This window comes from Pseudomonas sp. Pseusp10 (genome assembly GCF_059492225.1).
Window position 1 is genome coordinate 1,466,728 of record NZ_CP168528.1, and the last position, 20,970, is coordinate 1,487,697.

Genomic DNA, 20,970 nt, shown 5'->3' on the forward strand with positions numbered 1-20,970 from the left:
CCGTCATCGCGAGCAAGCTCGCTCCCACACGGGATCTGTGGTGTTGGCGGGATCTGTGTCATGCCAGGGTCATAGGTCCATGCTTTAGTTTTCCATTTCAGGGAGAACTCCATGAGCGATTTTAACCTCGGGCGCCGTCGTGTCATGCAAGCGGTCGGCGCCGGACTGCTGCTGCCGGGGCTGGCGCCGGCGGTGATCGCTTCGGTCAAGGATCGGCCGCAACTCACCGACGGTGTGCAGTCCGGCGACCTGCTGGGCGACCGGGCGATCATCTGGAGCCGCTGCGATCGCCCCGCGCGGATGGTGGTGGAGTGGGACACCCGCAGCCTGTTTCCCAACCCCCGGCGATTCGTCTCACCCATGGCCGATGCGCGTACCGATTTCACTGCCCGGGTCGAACTCACCGGGCTGCCCGCCGGCCAGGCGATTTTCTATCGCGTGCAGTTCGAAGACGCCCAGAGCGGCGTCGCCAGCGAGCCCTGGTTCGGTCACTTGCGCAGCGTGCCGCAAACCCGCCGTGACATCCGTTTTGTCTGGAGCGGCGACACCGTCGGCCAGGGCTTCGGCATCAACCCGGACATTGGTGGCATGCGCATCTACGAAGCAATGCGCCTGCGTTTGCCGGACTTCTTTATCCACAGCGGCGACACCATTTACGCCGACGGCCCGATCCCGGCGCAGCTCACCACGGAAAGCGGTCGGGTATGGCGCAACATCACCACCGAGGCCAAGAGCAAAGTCGCCGAGACCCTCGACGAGTATCGCGGTAATTACCGCTACAACCTGATGGACGAAAACATCCGTCGCTTCAACGCCGAGGTCCCGCAGATCTGGCAGTGGGACGACCACGAAGTGGTGAACAACTGGTCGCCGGGCAAGCAGCTGGATGCGCGTTACCAGGACAAAGATATCCACAGCCTGGTGGGCCGCGCACGCCAGGCCTGGCTCGAATATGCGCCGATGCGCTTGCAGAGCGGTGATGGCGGCGGGCGGATCTATCGCAAGCTCGGTTACGGGCCGCTGCTCGATGTGTTCGTGCTGGACATGCGCAGTTATCGCGCAGCCAACGATGACAATCTGGGCGCTGAAAAACCCTTCCTCGGGCGTGCGCAACTGGACTGGCTCAAGCGGGAAATGCAGGCCTCGAACGCGCAATGGAAAGTGATCGCCGCCGACATGCCCATTGGCCTCGGCGTGCCCGACGGCGAGGTCAGCCCCGGTGTCACGCGCTGGGAAGCGGTGGCCAACAGTGACCCTGGCCCGGCCCAGGGTCGCGAACTGGAAATCGCCGAACTGCTCGGTTTTCTGCGGGCGCAGCGGGTGCGCAATTTCCTGTTCCTGACCGCGGATGTGCATTACTGCGCGGCCCATCATTACCACCCGGATCGGGCGGCGTTTCAGGATTTCGAACCGTTCTGGGAGTTCGTCGCCGGGCCATTGAATGCCGGGAGTTTCGGGCCCAATCCACTGGACAAGACCTTCGGCCCCGAAGTGGTGTTCGAAAAGGCGCCACCCGCGCAGAACGTCTCGCCGTTTGCCGGGTTTCAGTTTTTTGGCGAGGTGAATATCGATGGGCAAACGGGGGAGTTGAGCGTGGTGTTACGGGATCTGGACGGGGTGTCTGTGTTCGAGCAGAGGTTGCAGCCGGTTTGATCGCTGGACTCAAAGCCCCTGTGGGAGCGAGCTTGCTCGCGATGGCGTCATCACGTTCAACCGTGATGTCGCCTGACACTCCGCTATCGCGAGCAAGCTCGCTCCCACAGGGAACTCAGTGAATCAGTACACGTCGCGGCGGTAGCGGCCCTGTTCGATCAGGTGTTCCACTTCGGCGGCGCCCAGCACCTCGTTGAGCACCTGGTCCACGCCCGAAGCCATGCCTTGAAGGCTGCCGCAGATGTAGATCACCGCACCGTCCGCCAGCCACTTCTTGAGCTCGGCCGCCGATTCACGCAGGCGATCCTGAACATAAATCTTTTGTTCCTGATCCCGTGAAAACGCCAGGTCCAGTCGCGCCAGATCACCGTTGATCAACCACTCCTCCAGCTCCTTTCGGCACAGGTAGTCGTGCTCGCGATTGCGCTCGCCAAACAGCAGCCAGTGACGTTGCTGACCGTCGGCAATCCGTGCCTTGAGCAGGCTGCGCAACCCGGCCAGCCCTGTGCCATTGCCCAGCAGGATCATCGGTACCGGTCGGACCGGCAGATGGAAACCACTGTTGCGCCGCACGCGCAGGCTGATCGAACTGCCCACAGGCGCGTGTTCGGTCAACCAGCCGGAACCGACGCCGAGGTTGCCGTTGGCATGCACTTCCTGGCGCACGATCAGTTCCAGCACGCCATCGGCCGGGATCGACGCAATGGAATATTCGCGCATGGCCAACGGCACGAGGGCCTCTGCCAGCGCTTGGGCGTGCAGGCCGACCAGATGGGCGCGGTTCTCCGGCAACTGGCGGCTGGCCAGGGCCTGTTCGAGGGTTTCTTCCAGGCCGTTGAGTTGCACCTTGGTTTCGCCATGGATGCCCAGACCATCGAGGAAGTGCTCGATGGCCCATGGGCAATTGCGCGGCAACACTTCCACCAGGTCGCCGGCCAGCCAACTGCTGGTGGTTGGCGCGCTGAGGCCCAGCAAGTACACAGGGGATCCGCTGCTGTCCGGGTTGAGCAGTTCACGACGGGCCAGAGTCCAGTTGTCGTAGCTGGGCGCTTGCCAGGTATCGACGGGTGCGTGGCCGGTCAGCAGGCCCAGTTGCTGTTGCCAGTGGCGCAACGCGTAAGGATCGCCGCTGTCGACTTCCACCGGCGCGAACAAGGTCTTGCCGCCGTGCTCACCGAGCCAGGAGTGCAGGCGTTTGGCGAATCCGCAGAAGTGTTGATACTGCCGGTCACCGAGACCTAGGACCGCGTAGTTCAGGCGCTCCAGGCTTGGCGTGCGGCCCAGCACCTTGCGTTCGAAACCCCTGGCGCTGTCCGGCGCTTCGCCGTCACCGAAGGTGCTGACGACGAACAAGGCATTGTTCGATTCATGCAAATCCTGCTCGCTGAGGTCCGCCAACGGCTGCACTTTTACCGGCAACCCTGCGGCCTGCAATTGCCCGGCGGTTTGCCACGCCAGCTGCTCGGCAAAACCACTTTGACTGGCGAAGCCGATCAACCACGCCGGCGCATCGCTGGCGGGTTGCACGAGATCTTTGCGCGCATCTTTGATCTGACGTTTCTTGCGTCGGCGATCCAGGTACAGCATCCAGCCGGTGACGAAGAACAGCGGCATGGTCAGCGCGGTGAGGGTCAGGATGATGCGCCCGACGATGCCGAAGTAACTGCCGACGTGCAGCGCATAAATGCTGGTCAGCAGTTGCGCCTTGAGGCTCTTGTCGCTGTAACGGTCAACCCGTTTGACCACGCCGGTAGCCGGGTCGAGGGTGATCTGGTTGAGGGCGCGGTCGTGGGGCGAAGTTTTCAGCAGGAAGTAAACGGTCGCTGGTTGGCCGGCCACTGGCGGCATGCGCACGTTATAGGAACTGAGTTGCGCACCGGCCGCGCTGTAGATGCTGCTCCACATCGCCGCGTAATCGGCCGTCGGTGCCGGACCCTGCGGCGCAGGGCCACGTCCGCCACGAACGCGTTCGTTCTGCGGTGAGTCGGAGAGCAATCGGGTCAGGCCCTTGTTGTACCACTCGTAGGACCAGGACAACCCGGTCAGCGCCGCCAGGAGGTAAAACACCAGGCACCAGGTGCCGGCCACCGAGTGCAGGTCCCAGTTGAAGCTGCGGCCCTTTTTCTTCCAGTCCAGGGTCAGCCAGGCACGCCAGCTTCTCCACTGGCGAGGCCAGCGCAGGTACAGGCCGGACAGACAGAAGAACACCAGAATCAATGTGCACGCGCCGGTGATCTGCCGACCCGTGTCGCCCATGGCGAGGAAGCGGTGCAGTTGCAGCATCAGGCCGAAAAAGTCCTGGCCGGTGGCGTCGCCGAGGAATTCGGCAGTGTACGGATCGAAGTAGCGCATCTCGCCACGGCGTTCACCCGGTGGCGGGGTGAACCACACTTTGGCGGCGTTGCCACTGTCGGTTTCCACCGTGAGCATCGAGACTTTTTTGCCCGACACGGCTTCGATTCGTTCCACCAGTTCGGCTGGCGGCAGCACACCGGCGAGCTGTTTCTCGACCTGCAACACAGAAGGGTTGAGCGCGCTCAGGATTTCATCCTGAAACGACACCGTCGCCCCGGTGATGCCCATCAGGGCCAGGACCAGCCCGGCGCTGATGCCGAAAAACCAGTGCAACTGGAACAGGGTTTTCTTCAACACGTCGCTCGCCTTGTTCGTTCAAATTGATTCATCACGCCGTGCATTATGCCGTGGCGTTGTCGAGAAGCATTCTTTTTTACGCGCAAAGGCCCCGTTCATGTGAATGAACGGGGCCGGGTCTGATTTCAGCTTTCACCCTCTCCTGTGGGAGCGAGCTTGCTCGCGATAGCGGTGTGTCGGCCAACATAAATGTTGAATGTGGCGCCGTCATCGCGAGCAAGCTCGCTCCCACAGGGATTGCAGTGTGAGTGGCAATCAGAAGTGGAAGTTGGTGCTCAGCAAGACGGTACGACCGGCCGCCTGGTTGGCGAAGTGAGTCGAGAATGCCTTGTCGTAGTAGGTTTCGTCGGTCAGGTTCTGCACGTTCAGTTGCAGGTCGACGTTTTTGCTCAGCTTGTAGGCTGCCATCGCGTCGTAGCGAACGTAGGAGTCAACCATGGTGGTGTTGGCGGCACTGCCGAACACGTCATCGACATAGAATGCTCCGCCACCGATGGTCAGCTTCGGCGTGACCTGATAGGTCGTCCACAGGCTGGCGCTGTTTTTCGGCGTGTTAGGCAGTTCGTTGCCGTTGTTGGCTTTGTTTGCCGGCAGGTCACCGCCGTCGACTTGTTCGCTGTCCATGTAGGCGTAACCGGCGAACACTTGCCATTTGTCGGTGAGCTTGCCGCTGGCCGACAGTTCGATACCTTGAACGCGGGTTTTGCCGACGTTTTCAAACGTGATGGTGTTGGATTGCACACGAGCGTTGTCTTTCTCGGTGCGGAAGATATCGGCGGTCAGGGACAGACGGTCGTTCAACAGGTCCCATTTGGTACCGATTTCGTAGTTCTTGGTGGTTTCCGGCTCCAGGTCGCTATTGAGCAGGTTGCCGTTGCGATCCGGCGTGCCAGCCAACGGATTGCCTTCCGAACCTTCGCCCAGGGAGTTGCCCGGTGGCGTGGCAGACGTCGCGTAGGACGCATAGATGCTGCCGTTTTCGGCTGGTTTGTACACCACGCCGAACTGACCGGTAACGAATTCGCTGGTGTCCTTGCCTTTGACTGCGTTGCCTTTGGTCACGACGGTGGCGCCGGAACCGTCAAAGGTGCGGTACTTGGTATCGAAATGGTCGTAGCGCAGACCCATGTTCACCAGCCACTGCTCGGACAACGTCAGGGTGTCGAACACGTACAGCGCGTAGGTGTCGGCCTTGGTGTCGGTGCCGGCGTAGTTGCGCGAGATGGCACCGTTCCATGGATCATTCGGGGTCGGATTGGACAGCGAGGTGCAGTTGTAACCGCTTGGCGCGCCGATCAGTGCCGGCGAGCAGTTGGTGGTCACCGCTGCCGTTCCCGGGGTGGTGTCCGTGTTGACGTTGTACGAGGATTTTTCGCTTTCCTCGTGGGTGTACTCGACACCGGTGGAGAAGCTGTTCTTGAACCCGGCGATGTAGACATCACCAAACAGGTCGGTCTGGTTGGTGGTGGTCTCAGTGTTGCTCACGCGGGTGTTCGCGCGGCGCCAGACGCTGCCGTTATTGACGTTGCCTTTGCTGTCGTCCGGTTGGGTCAGGATGTAATCCTGCATGCTGGTGCCGTGACGCAGGGTGTTCTTGATGGTCAGCGCGTCGCTCAGGTCGTGCTCGATGGCGAAGGTCGCGGTGTCGGTGCGCCCCTTGCGGAAGTCGCGGTCGGTCAGACCATAGAAATTGCTGCTGTTGCCGCCGTCATTCGGCTTGTCCGGGTTGGCCTTGGTACGGGCAGTCGAACCGGCGGTCGGGATGGAGTAAGGAATGCCCGAATCCGGTGTGTCGTTGTTTTCGAGGTGGTAGTAGTCGAGATTGACGCGAGTGTCCGTACCCAGGCCGAAAGCCAGGGAGGGGGCGATACCCCAACGGTCGTTATCGACGCTGTCACGCCCGGCGACGTTGCTCTCGTGGCTCAGCAGGTTCAGACGGCCAGCGGCGGTGTCGGTGAACTGGTAGTTGCCATCGAAGGTGTAGCGTTGGGTCTGGTCGGAGCCCCAGGTGAAACCACCGTCGAGCGAATTGCCCAGGTGCGCTTTCTTGCTGACCAGGTTGATGCTGCCGCCAGCTGCGCCACGGCCGCCGATCGCGGAGTTCGGGCCTTTGCTGACTTCAATCGATTCAACGGCGAAGATCTCGCGGCTCTGTGAACCGGTATCGCGCACGCCGTCCAGGTAGGTGTCGCCCTGGGCGTCGAAGCCGCGAATGAACGGACGGTCGCCTTGCGGGTTACCGCCTTCACCGGCACCGAAGGTGATGCCTGGAACAGTGCGCAGCGCGTCCTGCAGGTTGAGCGAACCGGTGTCCTTCAAGACTTGTTGCGGAACAACGGTCACCGAGCGCGGCGTGTCGATCAGCGGGGCGGTGTACTTGGGCGAGGAGGCTTTTTCTACGTTGTAGGTTGTCTCGTCCTGGGCTTCGCCGGTGATGGCGGTGGCGCCCAGCGAAATCACTTTGTCCGGTGCTTTTTCGTCGGTTTTTTCCGCTGCGAAAACCATGTGGCCCGCAGAGCCGGCAGTAATTGCCATGCCAATGGCGGATGCGAGCAGACGTGGTGAACTGACCGGTACTTGTGGTTGTTGACGCGACATTTGAATTCCCCTCCCCAAGGATTTGAGGCCGCGGAATATAGGGTAAACAGGTATTTGTAACAATTGCGAAACATTACTATTCGCACTTAATTTACAATCTTTACAATTTAACCTTACGGTTTTTGCTGACTCATCCGTCAGATGTGTTTTACATGGGCAATAAGAATCAATACCATTGGCGCCCCTTTGTTTTCAGGTGTCTTTGTCATGTTGCTGCACATTCCCGGCCTGTTCGAAAAAGACGAGGTGCAGCATATTCGCGAGGCTCTGGAACACACTGATTGGGCCGATGGCAAGATCACCGCCGGCTACCAGTCGGCGAAGGCCAAGCACAATTTGCAGTTGCCGGAGGGCCACCCGCTGGCCAAGGAGATCGGCGCGGCGATGCTGGAGCGGCTGTGGAAAAATCCGCTGTTCATGTCGGCTGCGCTACCGCACAAAGTCTTTCCTCCGTTGGTGAACTGTTACACCGCCGGTGGCAGTTTCGATTTTCATATCGACAACGCCGTGCGTCAGCCCAAAGGCAGCATCGAGCGGGTGCGCACGGATTTGTCCGCCACGCTGTTCTTCAGCGAGCCCGAGGATTACGACGGCGGCGAGCTGGAAATCCAGGACACCTTCGGCACCCAGCGAGTGAAACTGCCCGCTGGCGACATGGTGCTGTACCCCGGCACCAGCCTGCACAAGGTCAACGCGGTGACACGCGGAACGCGACTCGCCTCGTTTTTCTGGACTCAAAGCCTGGTGCGCGAAGACAGCCAGCGCGCCCTGTTGTTCGAGATGGACGGGGCCATCCAGCAACTGACCCGCGATGTGCCTGATCATCCATCGCTGATCCGCCTGACCGGCACTTATCACAATCTGTTGCGTCGCTGGGTCGAGGTGTAAGTGGCGGATTTTCGTTTACGCCGCGAAGAAATGCTCGACGGCGAGCGCCTGCGCTCCATGCTTGACGAAAGTCCGGCCCGCGCAGCCCAGGCCATCCTGATCGCCGCACGTGAAGGTGAAGTCGAGGCCCAGGCCTTGCTTGGGCAGATTCTGCTCGACGGCCAGGGTATCGCGCAGGACCAACCGCTGGCGCTGAGCTGGTTCGGTATTGCTGCGCGCCAGGGACACCTGATGGCGCGCAACATGCTCGGCCGTTGTCATGAACATGGCTGGGGTTGTGTTGCCGATGCCTCGATTGCGGCGCGGCATTACCGGATTGCAGCGCAGGGTGGGCTGGATTGGGCGATGTACAACCTGGCCAATCTGCTCGCCACCGGGCGCGGTGTGGCTGAAGATCAGGCACTGGCGCTGAGCTGGTACCGGCGCGCGACGGACCTCGGCCATGCGAAGTCGATGAACCTGCTGGGGCGCTATCTGGAGGAGGGCCGATTTTGCCGCGCCGACCCGGATGCCGCTTTCGAGTGCTATAGGCGTGCTGCAGAGGGCGGGGATTTTCGCGGGCAGTTCAGTTATGCGGCCGTTCTGGCGCAGGATGGGAAAGTCGAAGCGGCCTTGGTATGGCTTGATCGGGCGTTGGAGGCTGGCAGCCTGAACTTCCTGCGGGTGAGCGGCCAGGCACTGCTGCAGGCTCCCCACCCCGATCTGCGGGCATTGGCCTCGCGCTTTCAGCAGCGTGCCGAGCAATTGCAAAGTCAGGCACAGGGGGCCTAGATACCGAAGGCCGTAGCTGTCATCAAGGCGAGCGAAATGGCGTTGCGCGCGCCTTCGCTCGCGATGATCAGGGTGCTACTTGCGCGCGCAGCGGGCCCGGTTTAGCTTCTCCATTCCTGGCGAAGATTTTTCAAATGCTTGATGAAGATGTTCGACTGTTCGATGAACCGTTTAACAACCGAACCGAAATCGTCGGTAGCATCATGTTCATTGATCTCCAGGAATTTATAAACGGCCTCGGCGAGGGTGCTTATCTCATTCGTGTAAGCCTCTCTCGGGGTTTGCACGGAGTGGAACTCCACTAACTGATTTTTTTGCTCTTGCAAGATTTTTACATCTTGATTGATGCGGGCCAGGTTGCGACGGCGGTCATCAAGTCGCGTTTGGATCTGGCGCCTGGCTTCAATCAGGTTGCCATATTTGATTCTGTCGCTGATTAAATTGAGGATCTTGCCGGCGGCGGCAATGCCGGCCTTGACGAGTTCAACTTGAGAGGCGGAGAGGTCAAGTCCTGCAAGTTTTTCCACCGTGAGAAAGAGCTCCTTGATCAGCGAGAAAGTGTCCATCGATTCAATGAGTTTGATAGCACTGTTCAGTTCTGATTCGTCAGTTGTCAGTTTCTCAATGTCGCTTTCAAGTTCTGCTATATACGGGCTGATGTTGCTGATGGATGCTTCCAGTTCTTTGATGCGATATTGGTTGTCGCTAAGGGTCACTGCTTTAAAATTCGCCAAATTGTTGTTCAGTGTTGTTGCAAGTTTTGAGACTTCGGATATGCCGATTTTAATCGATGAATTGATTTCTTCGTAAAAACTCTTTATGGCCTCCTGTTGCTCGGGGGAAGAGGGCTCGAGTTTCAGTTTCTCGATGATGGTGTGAAAACGTTGAATTTCGTCAACGGGTAAAACGGTAGGCAGTAGAGTCAGGGTGCTAAGTGCTTGCTGGTTGATGGAGTTTAATTCCTCTAGCAACGACGCCAGTTGCTCCCCGAGTACCGGTAGATAGATAGTGCTCAATGTGCGGATTTTATAGTGGATTTCATCGCGGTTATGCTTGATTTTTTTCATGTCGGGAGAGGGGTATTGGAATTGCGAGCCGAGAGTATGTAAGGTCATGATTTTTCCGTGTTTAAAAATTGAATTTCGGGTTTGGCATGGGAGCGTAAGCCGGGATGTCAGGCGTCGCTTGTGGCATTGTTGAAGGCAGTCAGTAAATCGCCCGCCTGCTTTTTTATCGCTGACCAGTTATCCCTCATCGTGGTTAACCTGGAGACAAAAGACACCAGGTACATGGCATTGGTAACGCCATCCAGTCTTTTGCTGGAGGATTCGATATAAGCCTGTATCAACTCCCAGAGGCTTTCGAGGTTCGATGAACTGCCAGCAGCACCTTCAATCCTGACATGCAGGTCCTGAAGACTGGTTTCGAATGCCCGCAACGATGCGAGGATCGCATTGGTGGTTGCAATCGTTGTTTCGATTTCACGTCGTTCGGTTGTTAGCAGATCCAGTTCCTTACGAGCCTTGCTGGCCTTGGCTCCATATATTGAAGAACTAATGATAAGGCCAATTACGCCACCGATGACCCCATACCATTTGCCTCTGGAGTACTCTTCGATTTCAGCGAGTTTTTCGTTGATGCGCTGGTTGAGAATTTCAAACCTTTCATTAAGAAATTTTATTTCTTCATCGAAGTTATGGCTATTGCACAGGGCTATTTTTAAACCCAGTGCCGGCTTCAGGGAATTGCTGATTTCCCGTTTGAATTCGCTGATCCGGGTTTTGGTGAGCTGTGTGCTTGCACTGTGTTCGGTAATAACTGCTTTAAGTTCCTCTACAAGTTCCAGTAATGCCGGGATTTTTTGTTTCTCATTTTCAGTCAATTGGATTTCCGGAAGATTGTCGATTTCCTCCGGGCTCAGGTCGCCGATTTTTCCGATACCGCTAATGTAACTGGGAAGCCTCTCCAGGTAGTCAGTAATGGATTGACTGCTTGAAGTGAAATTGTCGGAAAATACATGAAGGTCCGAACCGACTTTCTTCATGTTGGATTCCAGTGGTGACCAGGAAGCAGCATGGTTTCTCATGGACTTGAACAGGATTTGCATATCGGCAGATTTAAGTCCGGCGATGTTCAGTTGGTCGTACTTGTGTATCTGTTCTATTTCATTGGTTTCGATGGGGAGTGTAAGCGCGGTATTGACGTAGTGTTTGATTTTTCTGATGTCGTCATTTGTGACCAGTAATCCTTGTTCGCGCTCGACGCCCTCGAGAGTGCCGGAAGCAGCCCCGATGAAATCCGATGTCAATGAGTTAAGTTGTTCTGCGGTAATGATCTGTTCTTGAATGGCTAACATGAAAATCCCTTTTATGTTATTGCGTCGTGGAAGTGCTTGTTGTCGTCACTGAAAAGTAATGGTGGTTGTGATTAAAGTTAAGTCGTGAAGGATTTCAAAGTATGTCTGGTGGAAGGGGTAAATTGGCACGTTATTGTTTCTGCTGGATAAGGTTCGACGTTCCGATATCGAAACTTAATGTGTTGAGAAGTGGCGCTGAATTCGTTTTAAGGAGGTGGAAATAAAAAAGGCCTGTGATTACTCACAGGCCTTTTTGGTATAGCAGGCGGGATTTATACGTAGAACGACTTCAGCGGCGGGAAACCATTGAACTCAACAGCGCTGTAGCTGGTGGTGTACGCACCGGTCGACAGCCAGTACAGGCGATCACCGATGGCCAGGTTCAGCGGCAGGCCGTACTTGTAGTTCTCGTACATGATGTCGGCGCTATCGCAGGTCGGGCCGGCGATGACCACTTCTTCCATCTCGCCCTTCTTCTCGGTCCAGATCGGGAACTTGATGGCTTCGTCCATGGTTTCGATCAGGCCGGAGAACTTGCCCACATCCGTGTACACCCAGCGCTCGACCGCGGTGCGGGATTTGCGCGCGACCAGCACCACTTCGCTCACCAGGATGCCGGCGTTGGCGATCAACGAACGGCCTGGCTCGAGGATGATTTCCGGCAAGTCATCACCGAAGTCTTCTTTCAGGAAGCGGATGATTTCTTCGGCGTAGGTTTCCAGGCTGTTGGTGCGGGTGATGTAGTTGGCCGGGAAGCCGCCGCCCATGTTGATCAGCTTCAGGTGAATGCCGTCTTCTTCCTTCAGGCGCTCGAAGATCACTTTGACCTTGGCGATCGCGGCGTCCCAGACGCTGATGTCGCGCTGCTGCGAGCCGACGTGGAACGAGATGCCGTAAGGCACCAGGCCCAGGTCGCGAGCGAGGATCAGCAGGTCCATGGCCATGTCGGTCTGGCAGCCGAATTTGCGCGACAACGGCCAGTCGGCGGTGGTCGAGCCTTCGGTCAGGATGCGTACGTAGACTTTTGCCCCAGGTGCGGCCTTGGCGATGTTGCGCAGGTCGGCTTCGGAGTCGGTGGCAAACAGGCGCACGCCCTTCTCGTAGAAGTAGCGGATGTCCTTGGACTTCTTGATGGTGTTGCCGTAGCTGATGTGGTCGGCGCTGACGCCACGGCTCAGCACTTTGTCCAGCTCATAGATCGAGGCGATGTCGAAGCTCGAGCCTTTCTCTTTGAGCAGGTCAATGATTTCGACGGCCGGGTTGGCCTTGACCGCGTAGTAGACCTTGGCGAATTCGAAACCGGCGCGCAGGTCGTCATAGGCCTGGGCGATCATCGCGGTGTCGATCACCACGAACGGGGTTTCCTGTTTGTCGGCGAACGCCTTCATTTTCTGAAAGGTTTCGCGCGCGAAATAGTCTTCGACCTGGATCGACATACCTGGGAGCTCCTAAAGGCAAACGTTGTTAATCAATGGGTGCAAATGAACGTCCTCCGTATCCCCACTTTGGTTCGCCTACTTCCCAAGGCATGTCGCCGAAAGCAAAAAGGCCATGGGAAGTGGTGTTTTCCCTTGGCCTTGCTGTCTCGTCGTCAGTACTTGAGCCGGATGGATCGTTTCCAGCATGGACGTTCGGCGCGAACTTTAGGGCGTGAGGGGCTTGAGATCAACAAAAAATGTCGCGTTTTTGCACTCTTCTGACGCGCGTTGCGGGCATCACTCTTTGTAACCGACTCAGATGACAGGCGGATGTTCCCGAAGAATTGAGCAGTGTTAAAAATACCTGCACGTTCGCTGCTTTTGTGCGCTAGATCGCTAGGAAGTGCGATAGCGTCAACATCGGCGACGTTGGCTGCGAAAAGGTAGGCTGAGAGGGGGATTGACTATTTCGGAGCGTGTTACTGGACAGATTTTACAGTCGCTACTGTTGATATTTTTTTCCGGCCTGCGAATCGCTGGAAAATCGCACAGAACCTGTGGGAGCGAGCTTGCTCGCGATGACATTTTCACAGCCGGCATCGTAGTTGCCTGAAATGGCGCCATCGCGAGCAAGCTCGCTCCCACAGGTTTTGTATTTTTACCGGGTAATGTGGGCTGTCAGGCAACCACTGCCTCGGCCGGCGACACGATGCTGGTCTTCATTCCCCGCGAACGTCCAGAACTCAAGTAGGCCGCAATCGACTCCTGCGTCACCTCACCCAAAAACACCCGCTCGGCATCCATCACCGGCAACCACGCCCGATTGAACTCGTACATGCGTGACAGCAGGATGCGCAAATGTTCGTCGTACGCTGCCGTGGCGTTGAACTCGCGTTGGTACTGCGCGCAGGTGCCAGTCTGACGGTGCAGGTCGCGACGGCGCACGTAACCCAGGGCTTTGTTCTCGGCACAAGTAACCACCACGTATCGACGGTCATGCTCGTCCATCAACTCCAGCGCCTCGGCCACCGGGGTTTGCGGGCTGACGGAGGGCGCGTTGTCCGCCGCGTCTTCGGCTTTCACCAGCAACAGACGCTTGAGTGTGCTGTCCTGGCCGACGAAGTTGCTGACAAACTCATCCGCCGGATGCGCGAGCAGCGTGTCCGGGTGATCGATCTGCAGCAGCTTGCCGGCGCGGAAGATCGCGATCTTGTCGCCGAGCTTGATCGCCTCGTCGATGTCATGGCTGACCATGATCACGGTCTTGTTCAGCGCCCGCTGCATCTCGAAGAATTCGTTCTGGATCATTTCGCGGTTGATCGGGTCGACCGCGCCGAACGGTTCGTCCATCAACAGCAACGGTGCATCTGCGGCCAATGCGCGGATTACGCCGATCCGCTGCTGCTGACCACCGGACAACTCCCGCGGATAGCGATGCAGGTATTGCTTGGGTTCGAGCTTGATCATGTTCATCAACTCGCGGGCGCGGTCGTGACATTTCTGTTTGTCCCAGCCGAGCAATTTCGGCACCACCACTATGTTCTCTTCGATGGTCATGTTCGGGAACAGACCGATTTGCTGGATCACGTAGCCGATGTTGCGTCGCAGGGTCACTTCGTCGAGGCCTGTGGTGTCTTCGCCGTTGATCAGGATGGTGCCCGAGGTCGGCGTGATCAGGCGATTGATCATTTTCAGCGTGGTGCTTTTGCCACAACCCGATGGCCCGAGGAACACGCAGATTTCGCCTTCATTGACGGTCAGGCTCACCGAGTCCACGGCTTTCACATCTTTGCCGTTGCTTTGGAAGGTCTTGCTGAGGTTTTGAAGTTCGATCATTTGAGTAATCCTTTTGGAGTCAACGTGCGTTGCAGCACTTGCAGAAAGAGGTCGGCGATGATCGCCAGCACACTGACCAGCACAGCGCCGACGATCAGCATCGACATGTCGCTGCGGCTGATGGAAGCGAGGATGAGTACGCCGAGGCCGCCGGCACCGATGGTGGCGGCGATGGTCATGACACCGATGTTCATGACCACGGCGGTGCGCACACCGGCGAGGATCACCGGCACGGCGATGGGCAACTCGACCATGCGCAGGCGCTGGCCGAAGGTCATGCCGATGCCGCGCGCGGCTTCGCGGATGCCCGGTTCGACGCTGTTCAGCGCGAGGTAGGTGTTACGCAGGATCGGCAGCAGCGAGTAGAGAAACACCGCGGTGATTGCCGGCATCGGCCCCAGGCCCTGGCCGAATGTCGAGTACACCGGCAACAACAAACCGAACAGCGCAATCGACGGGATGGTCAGCAGCACTGTGGCGCTGGCTTGTAGGGGACCGGCCAGGGGCGGGAACCGCGCCATCAGAATGCCCAGCGGCACGCCGACCAGAATCGCCAGGCTTACGGCGATGCCGACCAGGGTGATGTGTTGCCAGGTCAGGTGCAGCACTTGCGACCAGTCGAGATGGGAAAAGGCGTTGAGAAAATCCATGTCGTCTCCTCCTCAGTTCAAGGGATGCTGGCGCAGGAAATCTGCGGCAACGGATGCAGGGCTTTGATGATCGACATCGACCCGGGCGTTGAGCAGGCGCATGGTTTCGTCATCGAACAGGTCAGCCAGTGGCTTGAGCTGTGCGGCCAGTTGCGGATGCGCAGCGAGGTACGCCTGGCGCACGACCGGTGCGGCGGTGTAGTCGGGAAAGTAGTGCTTGTCGTCTTCCAGCAACTTGAGTTTGAACGCGCTCAAGCGTCCGTCGGTGGTGTAGACCAGACCGGCAAACACCTGGCCGTTGCGCAGGGCGGTGTAGACCAGGCCTGCGTCCATCTGCCGGATGTTTTTGCGGGTCAGATCCATGCCGTAGAGCTCGACCATGCCGGCCAGGCCGTCGGAGCGGTTGGCAAACTCGGTGTCCAGCGCCACCAGCGGATTGTCCTTGGCCTCGGCGCGCAATGTGCGATCGAGGTCACTGATGGTGTGGACTTGCGGGTACTCGGCGGCGATGTTTGCCGGTAGCGCCAGCGCATAGGTGTTGCTGAATTTCGACGGCGAGAGCCAGGTCAGGCCTTTCTTCGCGTCCAGTTCAGTAACCCGTGCCAATGACTGCTGGCTGTCGAGTTTTTCCGTCACATGGTTGTAGGACACCAGGGACACGCCGGTGTATTCCCAGACCATGTCCAGTTGGCCGCTTTCCTGGGCGCTGCGGGCCAGGTTGCTACCGAGGCCGCCGGTGACCTGGGCGTCATAACCTTTGCTGCGCAGGTATTGAGCAGTGATTTCCGCGAGCAGGGTCTGTTCGGTGAACACCCGGGCGCCGATGCGGATTAGCGGTTTTTCCGCAGCCTGGGCAAATCCAGCGCACAGCAGAACGCAGCCTAGTAAAAAGCTTGATGTTTTCATGACGATTCCTTTGCCGAGGCTTAAGACGGGCGCAAGCCGCGTTCGAGCCAGAGGCGACTGGTGAGTGTGACCACGCCGTCCAGCAACAAGGCCAGCAACGCGGTGCAGGCGGCACCGAGCAGCAGCTGCGGCTGATTGTTCAGGGCAATTGCGGGGAATATCAGGCTGCCAAGACTGTTGGCGCCGATCAGGAACGCCAGCGGCGCAGTCCCGACGTTGATCGCCAGAGCCACGCGCACGCCACCGATGATGATCGGCACCGCGTTGGGCAACTCGACTTTGCGCAGTACCTGGAGCGGAGTCATGCCGATGCCGACGGCGGCTTCCTTGAGCGAGCCCTGAACGTTTTTCAGGCCTTCGTAGGTGTTGCGCACGATGGGCAATAGCGAGGCGAGGAACAGGGCGAAGATGGCCGGACCGCTGCCGATGCCGAGGATGCCGAGGGCGATGGCCAGGACGGCCAAGGGAGGAACGGTGTTACCGATATTGAAGAACTGCATGAAGCGTTCGGCGCGGCCGACCATGGACGGGCGGCTGAGGAGGATGCCGGCAGGAATGCCCACGACAAGGGCAGCCAGCATGGACGCGAGGACAAGAATCAGATGAGCTTGCAGGTAAAACAATAAATCGTCGCGGTAATGTTCGATCGTATTGATGCCGATCCAGTGGATCAGCAGGGCCAGAAGGGCGATTACCAGCGCGCCTCCTATCAGCCCTTTGCCATAGTGGATAGCCACAGGCGGACTCCTTTTTCAGTCGGCGAACACTGGCAATGCCTTACGTGGCTGCCGAAAAAATGTTCGCGAGAAGCAGCTCGTTCAGGCCGGCAATGCGGCGTGATAGCGAGCCATGAGCACAGCCTCGTCAGGCTGAATTGCAGGTGTTTCAGGCCCCCGACGAGTGGTCGTAACGGGGGAGTGGACGCCTCCGTGCTTTAAAAGGTTCCCCCAATCCAACATTATTTGGCCACCTGTCGTCGCACCTCGACTCACGTAGCAGCTGCCTCGCGGGCTCGGCAGCTGCTACGGGCGAACGGTGGTCCGGAGGTCGCGATTTGGGCTATACTCGCCGCCCTTTTTTGAATCACCTGCCAGGCGATTTCCCATGACCAAACAGGCCGCCGAAGTCGCGAAACGCCGCACTTTCGCCATTATTTCCCACCCCGATGCCGGTAAAACCACCATCACCGAGAAGCTATTGCTGATGGGCAAGGCGATTGCGGTAGCCGGTACGGTGAAATCTCGTAAATCCGATCGCCATGCCACCTCCGACTGGATGGAAATGGAAAAGCAGCGGGGTATTTCCATTACCACGTCGGTCATGCAGTTCCCGTATCGCGAGCACATGATCAACCTGCTCGACACCCCGGGCCACGAAGACTTCTCCGAAGATACCTACCGCACTTTGACGGCGGTGGACTCGGCGTTGATGGTTCTCGACGGTGGTAAAGGTGTAGAGCCACGGACCATCGCCCTGATGGATGTCTGCCGTCTGCGTGACACGCCGATCGTCAGCTTCATCAACAAACTCGACCGTGACATCCGCGACCCGATCGAATTGCTCGACGAAATCGAAGCCGTCCTCAAGATCAAGGCTGCGCCGATCACCTGGCCGATCGGTTGCTACCGTGACTTCAAAGGCGTGTATCACCTCGCCGATGACTACATCATCGTGTACACCGCCGGTCACGGCCATGAGCGCACCGAAACCAAGATCATCGAAAAGCTCGACTCCGACGAGGCGCGTGCGCACCTGGGTGACGAGTACGAGCGTTTCCTCGAACAGCTTGAGCTGGTGCAGGGCGCCTGCCACGAGTTCAACCAGCAGGAGTTCCTCGACGGTCAACTGACCCCGGTGTTCTTCGGTACGGCGCTGGGCAACTTCGGTGTCGACCACGTCCTCGACGCCGTGGTCGATTGGGCACCGCGCCCTCTGGCGCGCGTAGCCAACGAGCGCACGGTGGAGCCGGTGGAAGAGAAGTTCTCGGGCTTCATCTTCAAGATCCAGGCAAACATGGACCCGAAACACCGTGACCGCATCGCCTTCATGCGTATCTGCTCGGGCAAGTACGAAAAAGGCATGAAGATGCGCCACGTGCGCACCGGCAAGGACGTGCGGATCGGCGACGCGCTGACCTTCTTCTCCTCCGAACGTGAGCAACTGGAAGAAGCTTTTGCCGGCGACATCATCGGCCTGCACAACCACGGCACCATCCAGATCGGCGACACCTTCAGCGAAGGCGAAGTCCTGGGCTTCACCGGCATCCCGCACTTCGCCCCGGAACTGTTCCGTCGCGTACGTCTGAAAGATCCGCTGAAGTCCAAGCAGCTGCGCCAGGGCCTGCAACAACTGGCCGAAGAAGGCGCGACCCAGGTGTTCTTCCCGGAACGCAGCAACGACATCATCCTCGGCGCCGTCGGCGTGCTGCAGTTCGATGTTGTCGCCAGCCGTTTGAAAGAGGAATACAAGGTCGAGTGCTCCTACGAGCCGATCACTGTTTATTCCGCACGCTGGATCGAGTGCAGCGATAAGAAGAAACTAGAGGAATTCTCCAACAAGGCTGTGGAAAACCTGGCACTGGACGGCGGCGGTCATCTGACTTACCTCGCACCGACCCGGGTCAATCTGGCGCTGATGGAAGAGCGCTGGCCGGATGTGAAATTCCGTGCGACGCGTGAGCATCATTAAGCGCTGAGTTGCAAAATCAAAAAGCCCCGACGCGAATGCCTCGGGGCTTTTTAATGTCTGGCAAATCTCCCACAGGGTTCTTCGGTGTTAGTTGAATTGGGAATAACCCCTATTCAAAACCAGTCTCCCTACCCTCTGTATTTCCCCCCGCTCGATAGCGTCCAATCTGGAGAACCCGGCTGATCGGAACTAGATTTCACTCAGCACCAGACAGGCACTCTACGAAAGGAAGGAATCGGCTATGAACAGGTTGTTTCGCGTTTTACTGCTGTTGAAGGTGTTGGTGATGCTCTCGCTCGGAACTTCGATGGCGTGGGCCGAGTGCATCGATCATGGAGAGCAGGCTTCAAGCGGGCAAGCGGGTTACGCAGGGTTGATGCTCGCCAAATCCGAATCGGAACCGGGCGATCAGGGGCAGGGTGGTGCTGATAACGGCGATGATTCGACCACCGACGAGCCGGACTCCGATGAAGAAGAAGGCGACAGCCAGACGTAAGCCGCAGACAAAAGAAAACCCCCTCTACCAGACCGATGCGCAATCGAAGTAGAAGGGGTTTGGTTAACGCGTTACCTGTGGGAGCAAGCCCGCCCTCACATTTTTATGCCGCACCGTCGAGGAATTGCTCGGCGTAGTGGCAGGCTACTTGGCGGCCGTCGAGCAGGCGCAGGGCCGGCTCTTCAGTGCTGCAACGCTCGGTGGCGTACGGGCAGCGCTTGTGGAAGGCGCAGCCGGATGGCGGGTTCAGCGGGTTGGGCAATTCGCCGACGATCTTGATTTTCGGCTTGTCCGGATCCGGATGGATGGCCGGTGTCGCCGACAACAGCGCCTGGGTGTAGGGGTGCAGGGGACGGGAGTAAATGTCCTCTTTCGCGCCCATTTCCACCGGGCGACCGAGGTACATCACCATCACATGGTCGGCAACATGGCGTACCACTGCCAGGTTGTGGGAGATGAACACGTAGGCGGTGTTGAACTCTTGCTGCAAATCCATGAACAGGTTGAGCACCTGCGCCTGAATCGATACGTCCAGCGCCGAGGTCGGTTCGTCCGCCACCAGCACTTTCGGTTGCAGCATCATCGCCCGGGCCAGGGCGATCCGCTGGCGCTGACCGCCGGAGAACATGTGCGGATAACGCTGGTAGTGCTCGGGACGCAAGCCCACCTGCTTCATCATCGCCTGGACTTTCTCGCGACGTTCGGCGGCGCTCAGGTTGGTGTTGATCAATAATGGCTCTGCAAGCTGATCACCGACTTTCTGCCGTGGGTTCAACGAGGCGTACGGGCTCTGGAACACCATCTGCACGTCTTTGCGCAGTTGCTTGCGCTGGGCCTTGTTGGCTCCGGCGACTTCCTGTCCGGCGATTTTCAAGGAGCCGGAGGACGGCTCTTCGATCAGGGTCAGGGCACGGGCCAGGGTGGATTTGCCGCAGCCCGACTCGCCGACGACAGCGAGGGTCTTGCCGGCTTCCAGTTCGAACGACACACCGTTGAGGGCGCGCACGGTGGCGTGACCCTTGAACAGGCCTCGGGACACCTCGTAGTGACGGGTCAGGTCGCGGGCGGTAAGAACGACGGCCATTACGCCACCTCCTGGTTCAGCGGGTAGAAGCAGCGAGCGAGGCTGTTGCTTTTCTGGTCAAGGGCCGGACGTTGCTGGCGGCAGTTGTCTTTCACGTACGGGCAGCGCGGCGACAGCAGGCAGCCCTGAGGACGGTCATAGCGACCGGGAACGATGCCCGGCAGGGTCGACAGGCGGGTGGCACCCAGGCTGTGTTCCGGAATCGCCTTGAGCAGTGCTTCGCTGTACGGGTGTGCCGGGATGTCGAACAGTTGCGGCACCTGGCCCACTTCGACCGCTTGGCCGGCGTACATCACGCACACGCGCTGGGCGGTTTCGGCCACTACAGCGAGGTCGTGGGTGATCAGCACCAGGCCCATGTTCTGCTCTTTCTGCAACGCCAGCAGCAGGTCCATGATCTGCGCCTGAATGGTCACGTCCAGCGCCGTGGTCGGTTCGTCGGCGATCAGCAGTTTCGGCTCGCCGGCAATCGCCATGGCAATCGCGACACGCTGGCTCATGCCGCCTGACAGTTGATGCGGGTAGGCGTCCATACGGCTGGCGGCACCCGGGATTTCAACTTTTTCCAGCAGTTCGATGGCGCGCTTGCGGGCAGCCTTGCCGGACATTTTCAGGTGCAGGCGCAGCACTTCTTCAATCTGGAAGCCCACGGTGTAGCTCGGGTTCAGCGCGGTCATCGGATCCTGGAAGACCATGGACAGGTCTTTACCGACGATCTGTCGACGCTGGCGATTGTTGAGCTTGAGCATGTTCTTGCCGTCGAAATTCAGGGCGTCAGCGGTGACGATCCCCGGATGCTCGATCAGGCCCATCAGCGCCATCATGGTCACGGACTTGCCGGAACCCGATTCGCCAACGATGGCCAGCACTTCGCCCTTGTCCACTGTCAGGTCGAGGCCGTCGACTACTGGCGTGGCGTTTTTGTCGCCGAAGCGAACGTTGAGATTCTTGATTTCTAGCAATGACATGGGAAT

16 protein-coding genes are annotated in these 20,970 nt (G+C 58.5%); 5 read left to right on the plus strand and 11 right to left on the minus strand.

The genetic code is table 11. The features are described 5' to 3' along the window. Window positions 1–111: 111 nt before the first annotated feature. Window positions 112–1,653, plus strand: coding sequence for an alkaline phosphatase D family protein (locus tag ACEN8Z_RS06555; protein WP_495597120.1), 1,542 nt, complete (start codon window positions 112–114; stop codon window positions 1,651–1,653). A gap of 123 nt (window positions 1,654–1,776) precedes the next feature. On the opposite strand, the gene ACEN8Z_RS06560 is transcribed toward ACEN8Z_RS06555, so the two are convergent. Beyond that, window positions 1,777–4,305: a PepSY domain-containing protein gene (locus tag ACEN8Z_RS06560; protein WP_495597121.1), complete on the minus strand. Its 2,529-nt coding sequence runs from the start codon at window positions 4,303–4,305 to the stop codon at window positions 1,777–1,779. 255 nt (window positions 4,306–4,560) lie between these two features. Continuing rightward, on the minus strand, window positions 4,561–6,903 hold the full coding sequence (locus tag ACEN8Z_RS06565; RefSeq protein ID WP_495597122.1) for a TonB-dependent receptor: 2,343 nt from the start codon (window positions 6,901–6,903) through the stop codon (window positions 4,561–4,563). A 207-nt stretch (window positions 6,904–7,110) separates the two neighbouring features. Here ACEN8Z_RS06565 and ACEN8Z_RS06570 point away from each other — a divergent pair, with 207 nt between their 5' ends. Together ACEN8Z_RS06570 and ACEN8Z_RS06575 are read left to right on the plus strand one after the other, a co-directional pair. After that, window positions 7,111–7,791, plus strand: coding sequence for a Fe2+-dependent dioxygenase (locus tag ACEN8Z_RS06570; RefSeq protein ID WP_495597123.1), 681 nt, complete (start codon window positions 7,111–7,113; stop codon window positions 7,789–7,791). Beyond that, window positions 7,792–8,562, plus strand: coding sequence for a tetratricopeptide repeat protein (locus tag ACEN8Z_RS06575; protein WP_495597124.1), 771 nt, complete (start codon window positions 7,792–7,794; stop codon window positions 8,560–8,562). 101 nt (window positions 8,563–8,663) lie between these two features. On the opposite strand, the gene ACEN8Z_RS06580 is transcribed toward ACEN8Z_RS06575, so the two are convergent. From ACEN8Z_RS06580 to ACEN8Z_RS06610, 7 genes are all read right to left on the minus strand, one after another. Further along, a complete protein-coding gene (locus ACEN8Z_RS06580) occupies window positions 8,664–9,677 on the minus strand; it encodes an alpha-xenorhabdolysin family binary toxin subunit B (RefSeq protein ID WP_495597125.1) in 1,014 nt (337 codons plus the stop codon). A gap of 59 nt (window positions 9,678–9,736) precedes the next feature. Beyond that, window positions 9,737–10,918, minus strand: a complete 1,182-nt coding sequence (locus ACEN8Z_RS06585) for an alpha-xenorhabdolysin family binary toxin subunit A (RefSeq protein WP_495597126.1) — start codon at window positions 10,916–10,918, stop codon at window positions 9,737–9,739. Between the two features lie 272 nt (window positions 10,919–11,190). Continuing rightward, window positions 11,191–12,354, minus strand: coding sequence for a type III PLP-dependent enzyme (locus ACEN8Z_RS06590; protein WP_008018759.1), 1,164 nt, complete (start codon window positions 12,352–12,354; stop codon window positions 11,191–11,193). 660 nt (window positions 12,355–13,014) lie between these two features. Further along, on the minus strand, window positions 13,015–14,172 hold the full coding sequence (locus ACEN8Z_RS06595) for an osmoprotectant ABC transporter ATP-binding protein OsmV (RefSeq protein WP_495597127.1): 1,158 nt from the start codon (window positions 14,170–14,172) through the stop codon (window positions 13,015–13,017). After that, complete coding sequence (locus ACEN8Z_RS06600; RefSeq protein ID WP_495597128.1) at window positions 14,169–14,822, minus strand: ABC transporter permease; 654 nt, start codon at window positions 14,820–14,822, stop codon at window positions 14,169–14,171. The genes ACEN8Z_RS06595 and ACEN8Z_RS06600 overlap by 4 nt, the downstream gene beginning before the upstream one ends. Window positions 14,823–14,834: 12 nt before the next feature. After that, the gene (locus tag ACEN8Z_RS06605) at window positions 14,835–15,728 is read right to left on the minus strand and encodes a glycine betaine ABC transporter substrate-binding protein (protein ID WP_495597129.1); all 894 of its coding nucleotides are present in this window, start codon (window positions 15,726–15,728) and stop codon (window positions 14,835–14,837) included. Between the two features lie 20 nt (window positions 15,729–15,748). Further along, entirely contained in the window at window positions 15,749–16,465 is a 717-nt protein-coding gene (locus ACEN8Z_RS06610) for an ABC transporter permease (protein WP_495597130.1), read from the minus strand. Between the two features lie 367 nt (window positions 16,466–16,832). Here ACEN8Z_RS06610 and ACEN8Z_RS06615 point away from each other — a divergent pair, with 367 nt between their 5' ends. Together ACEN8Z_RS06615 and ACEN8Z_RS06620 are read left to right on the plus strand one after the other, a co-directional pair. Further along, entirely contained in the window at window positions 16,833–18,416 is a 1,584-nt protein-coding gene (locus ACEN8Z_RS06615) for a peptide chain release factor 3 (protein ID WP_007973058.1), read from the plus strand. Between the two features lie 241 nt (window positions 18,417–18,657). Next, window positions 18,658–18,912: a hypothetical protein gene (locus ACEN8Z_RS06620; protein WP_495597131.1), complete on the plus strand. Its 255-nt coding sequence runs from the start codon at window positions 18,658–18,660 to the stop codon at window positions 18,910–18,912. A gap of 103 nt (window positions 18,913–19,015) precedes the next feature. Here ACEN8Z_RS06620 and ACEN8Z_RS06625 read toward each other — a convergent pair whose 3' ends face one another. Together ACEN8Z_RS06625 and ACEN8Z_RS06630 are read right to left on the minus strand one after the other, a co-directional pair. Further along, a complete protein-coding gene (locus tag ACEN8Z_RS06625) occupies window positions 19,016–19,996 on the minus strand; it encodes a peptide ABC transporter ATP-binding protein (RefSeq protein ID WP_116260328.1) in 981 nt (326 codons plus the stop codon). Then, window positions 19,996–20,964 (minus strand): ABC transporter ATP-binding protein, encoded by a 969-nt coding sequence (locus ACEN8Z_RS06630; RefSeq protein WP_008000966.1) that lies wholly within the window; start codon window positions 20,962–20,964, stop codon window positions 19,996–19,998. The genes ACEN8Z_RS06625 and ACEN8Z_RS06630 overlap by 1 nt, the downstream gene beginning before the upstream one ends. Window positions 20,965–20,970 lie beyond the last annotated feature (6 nt).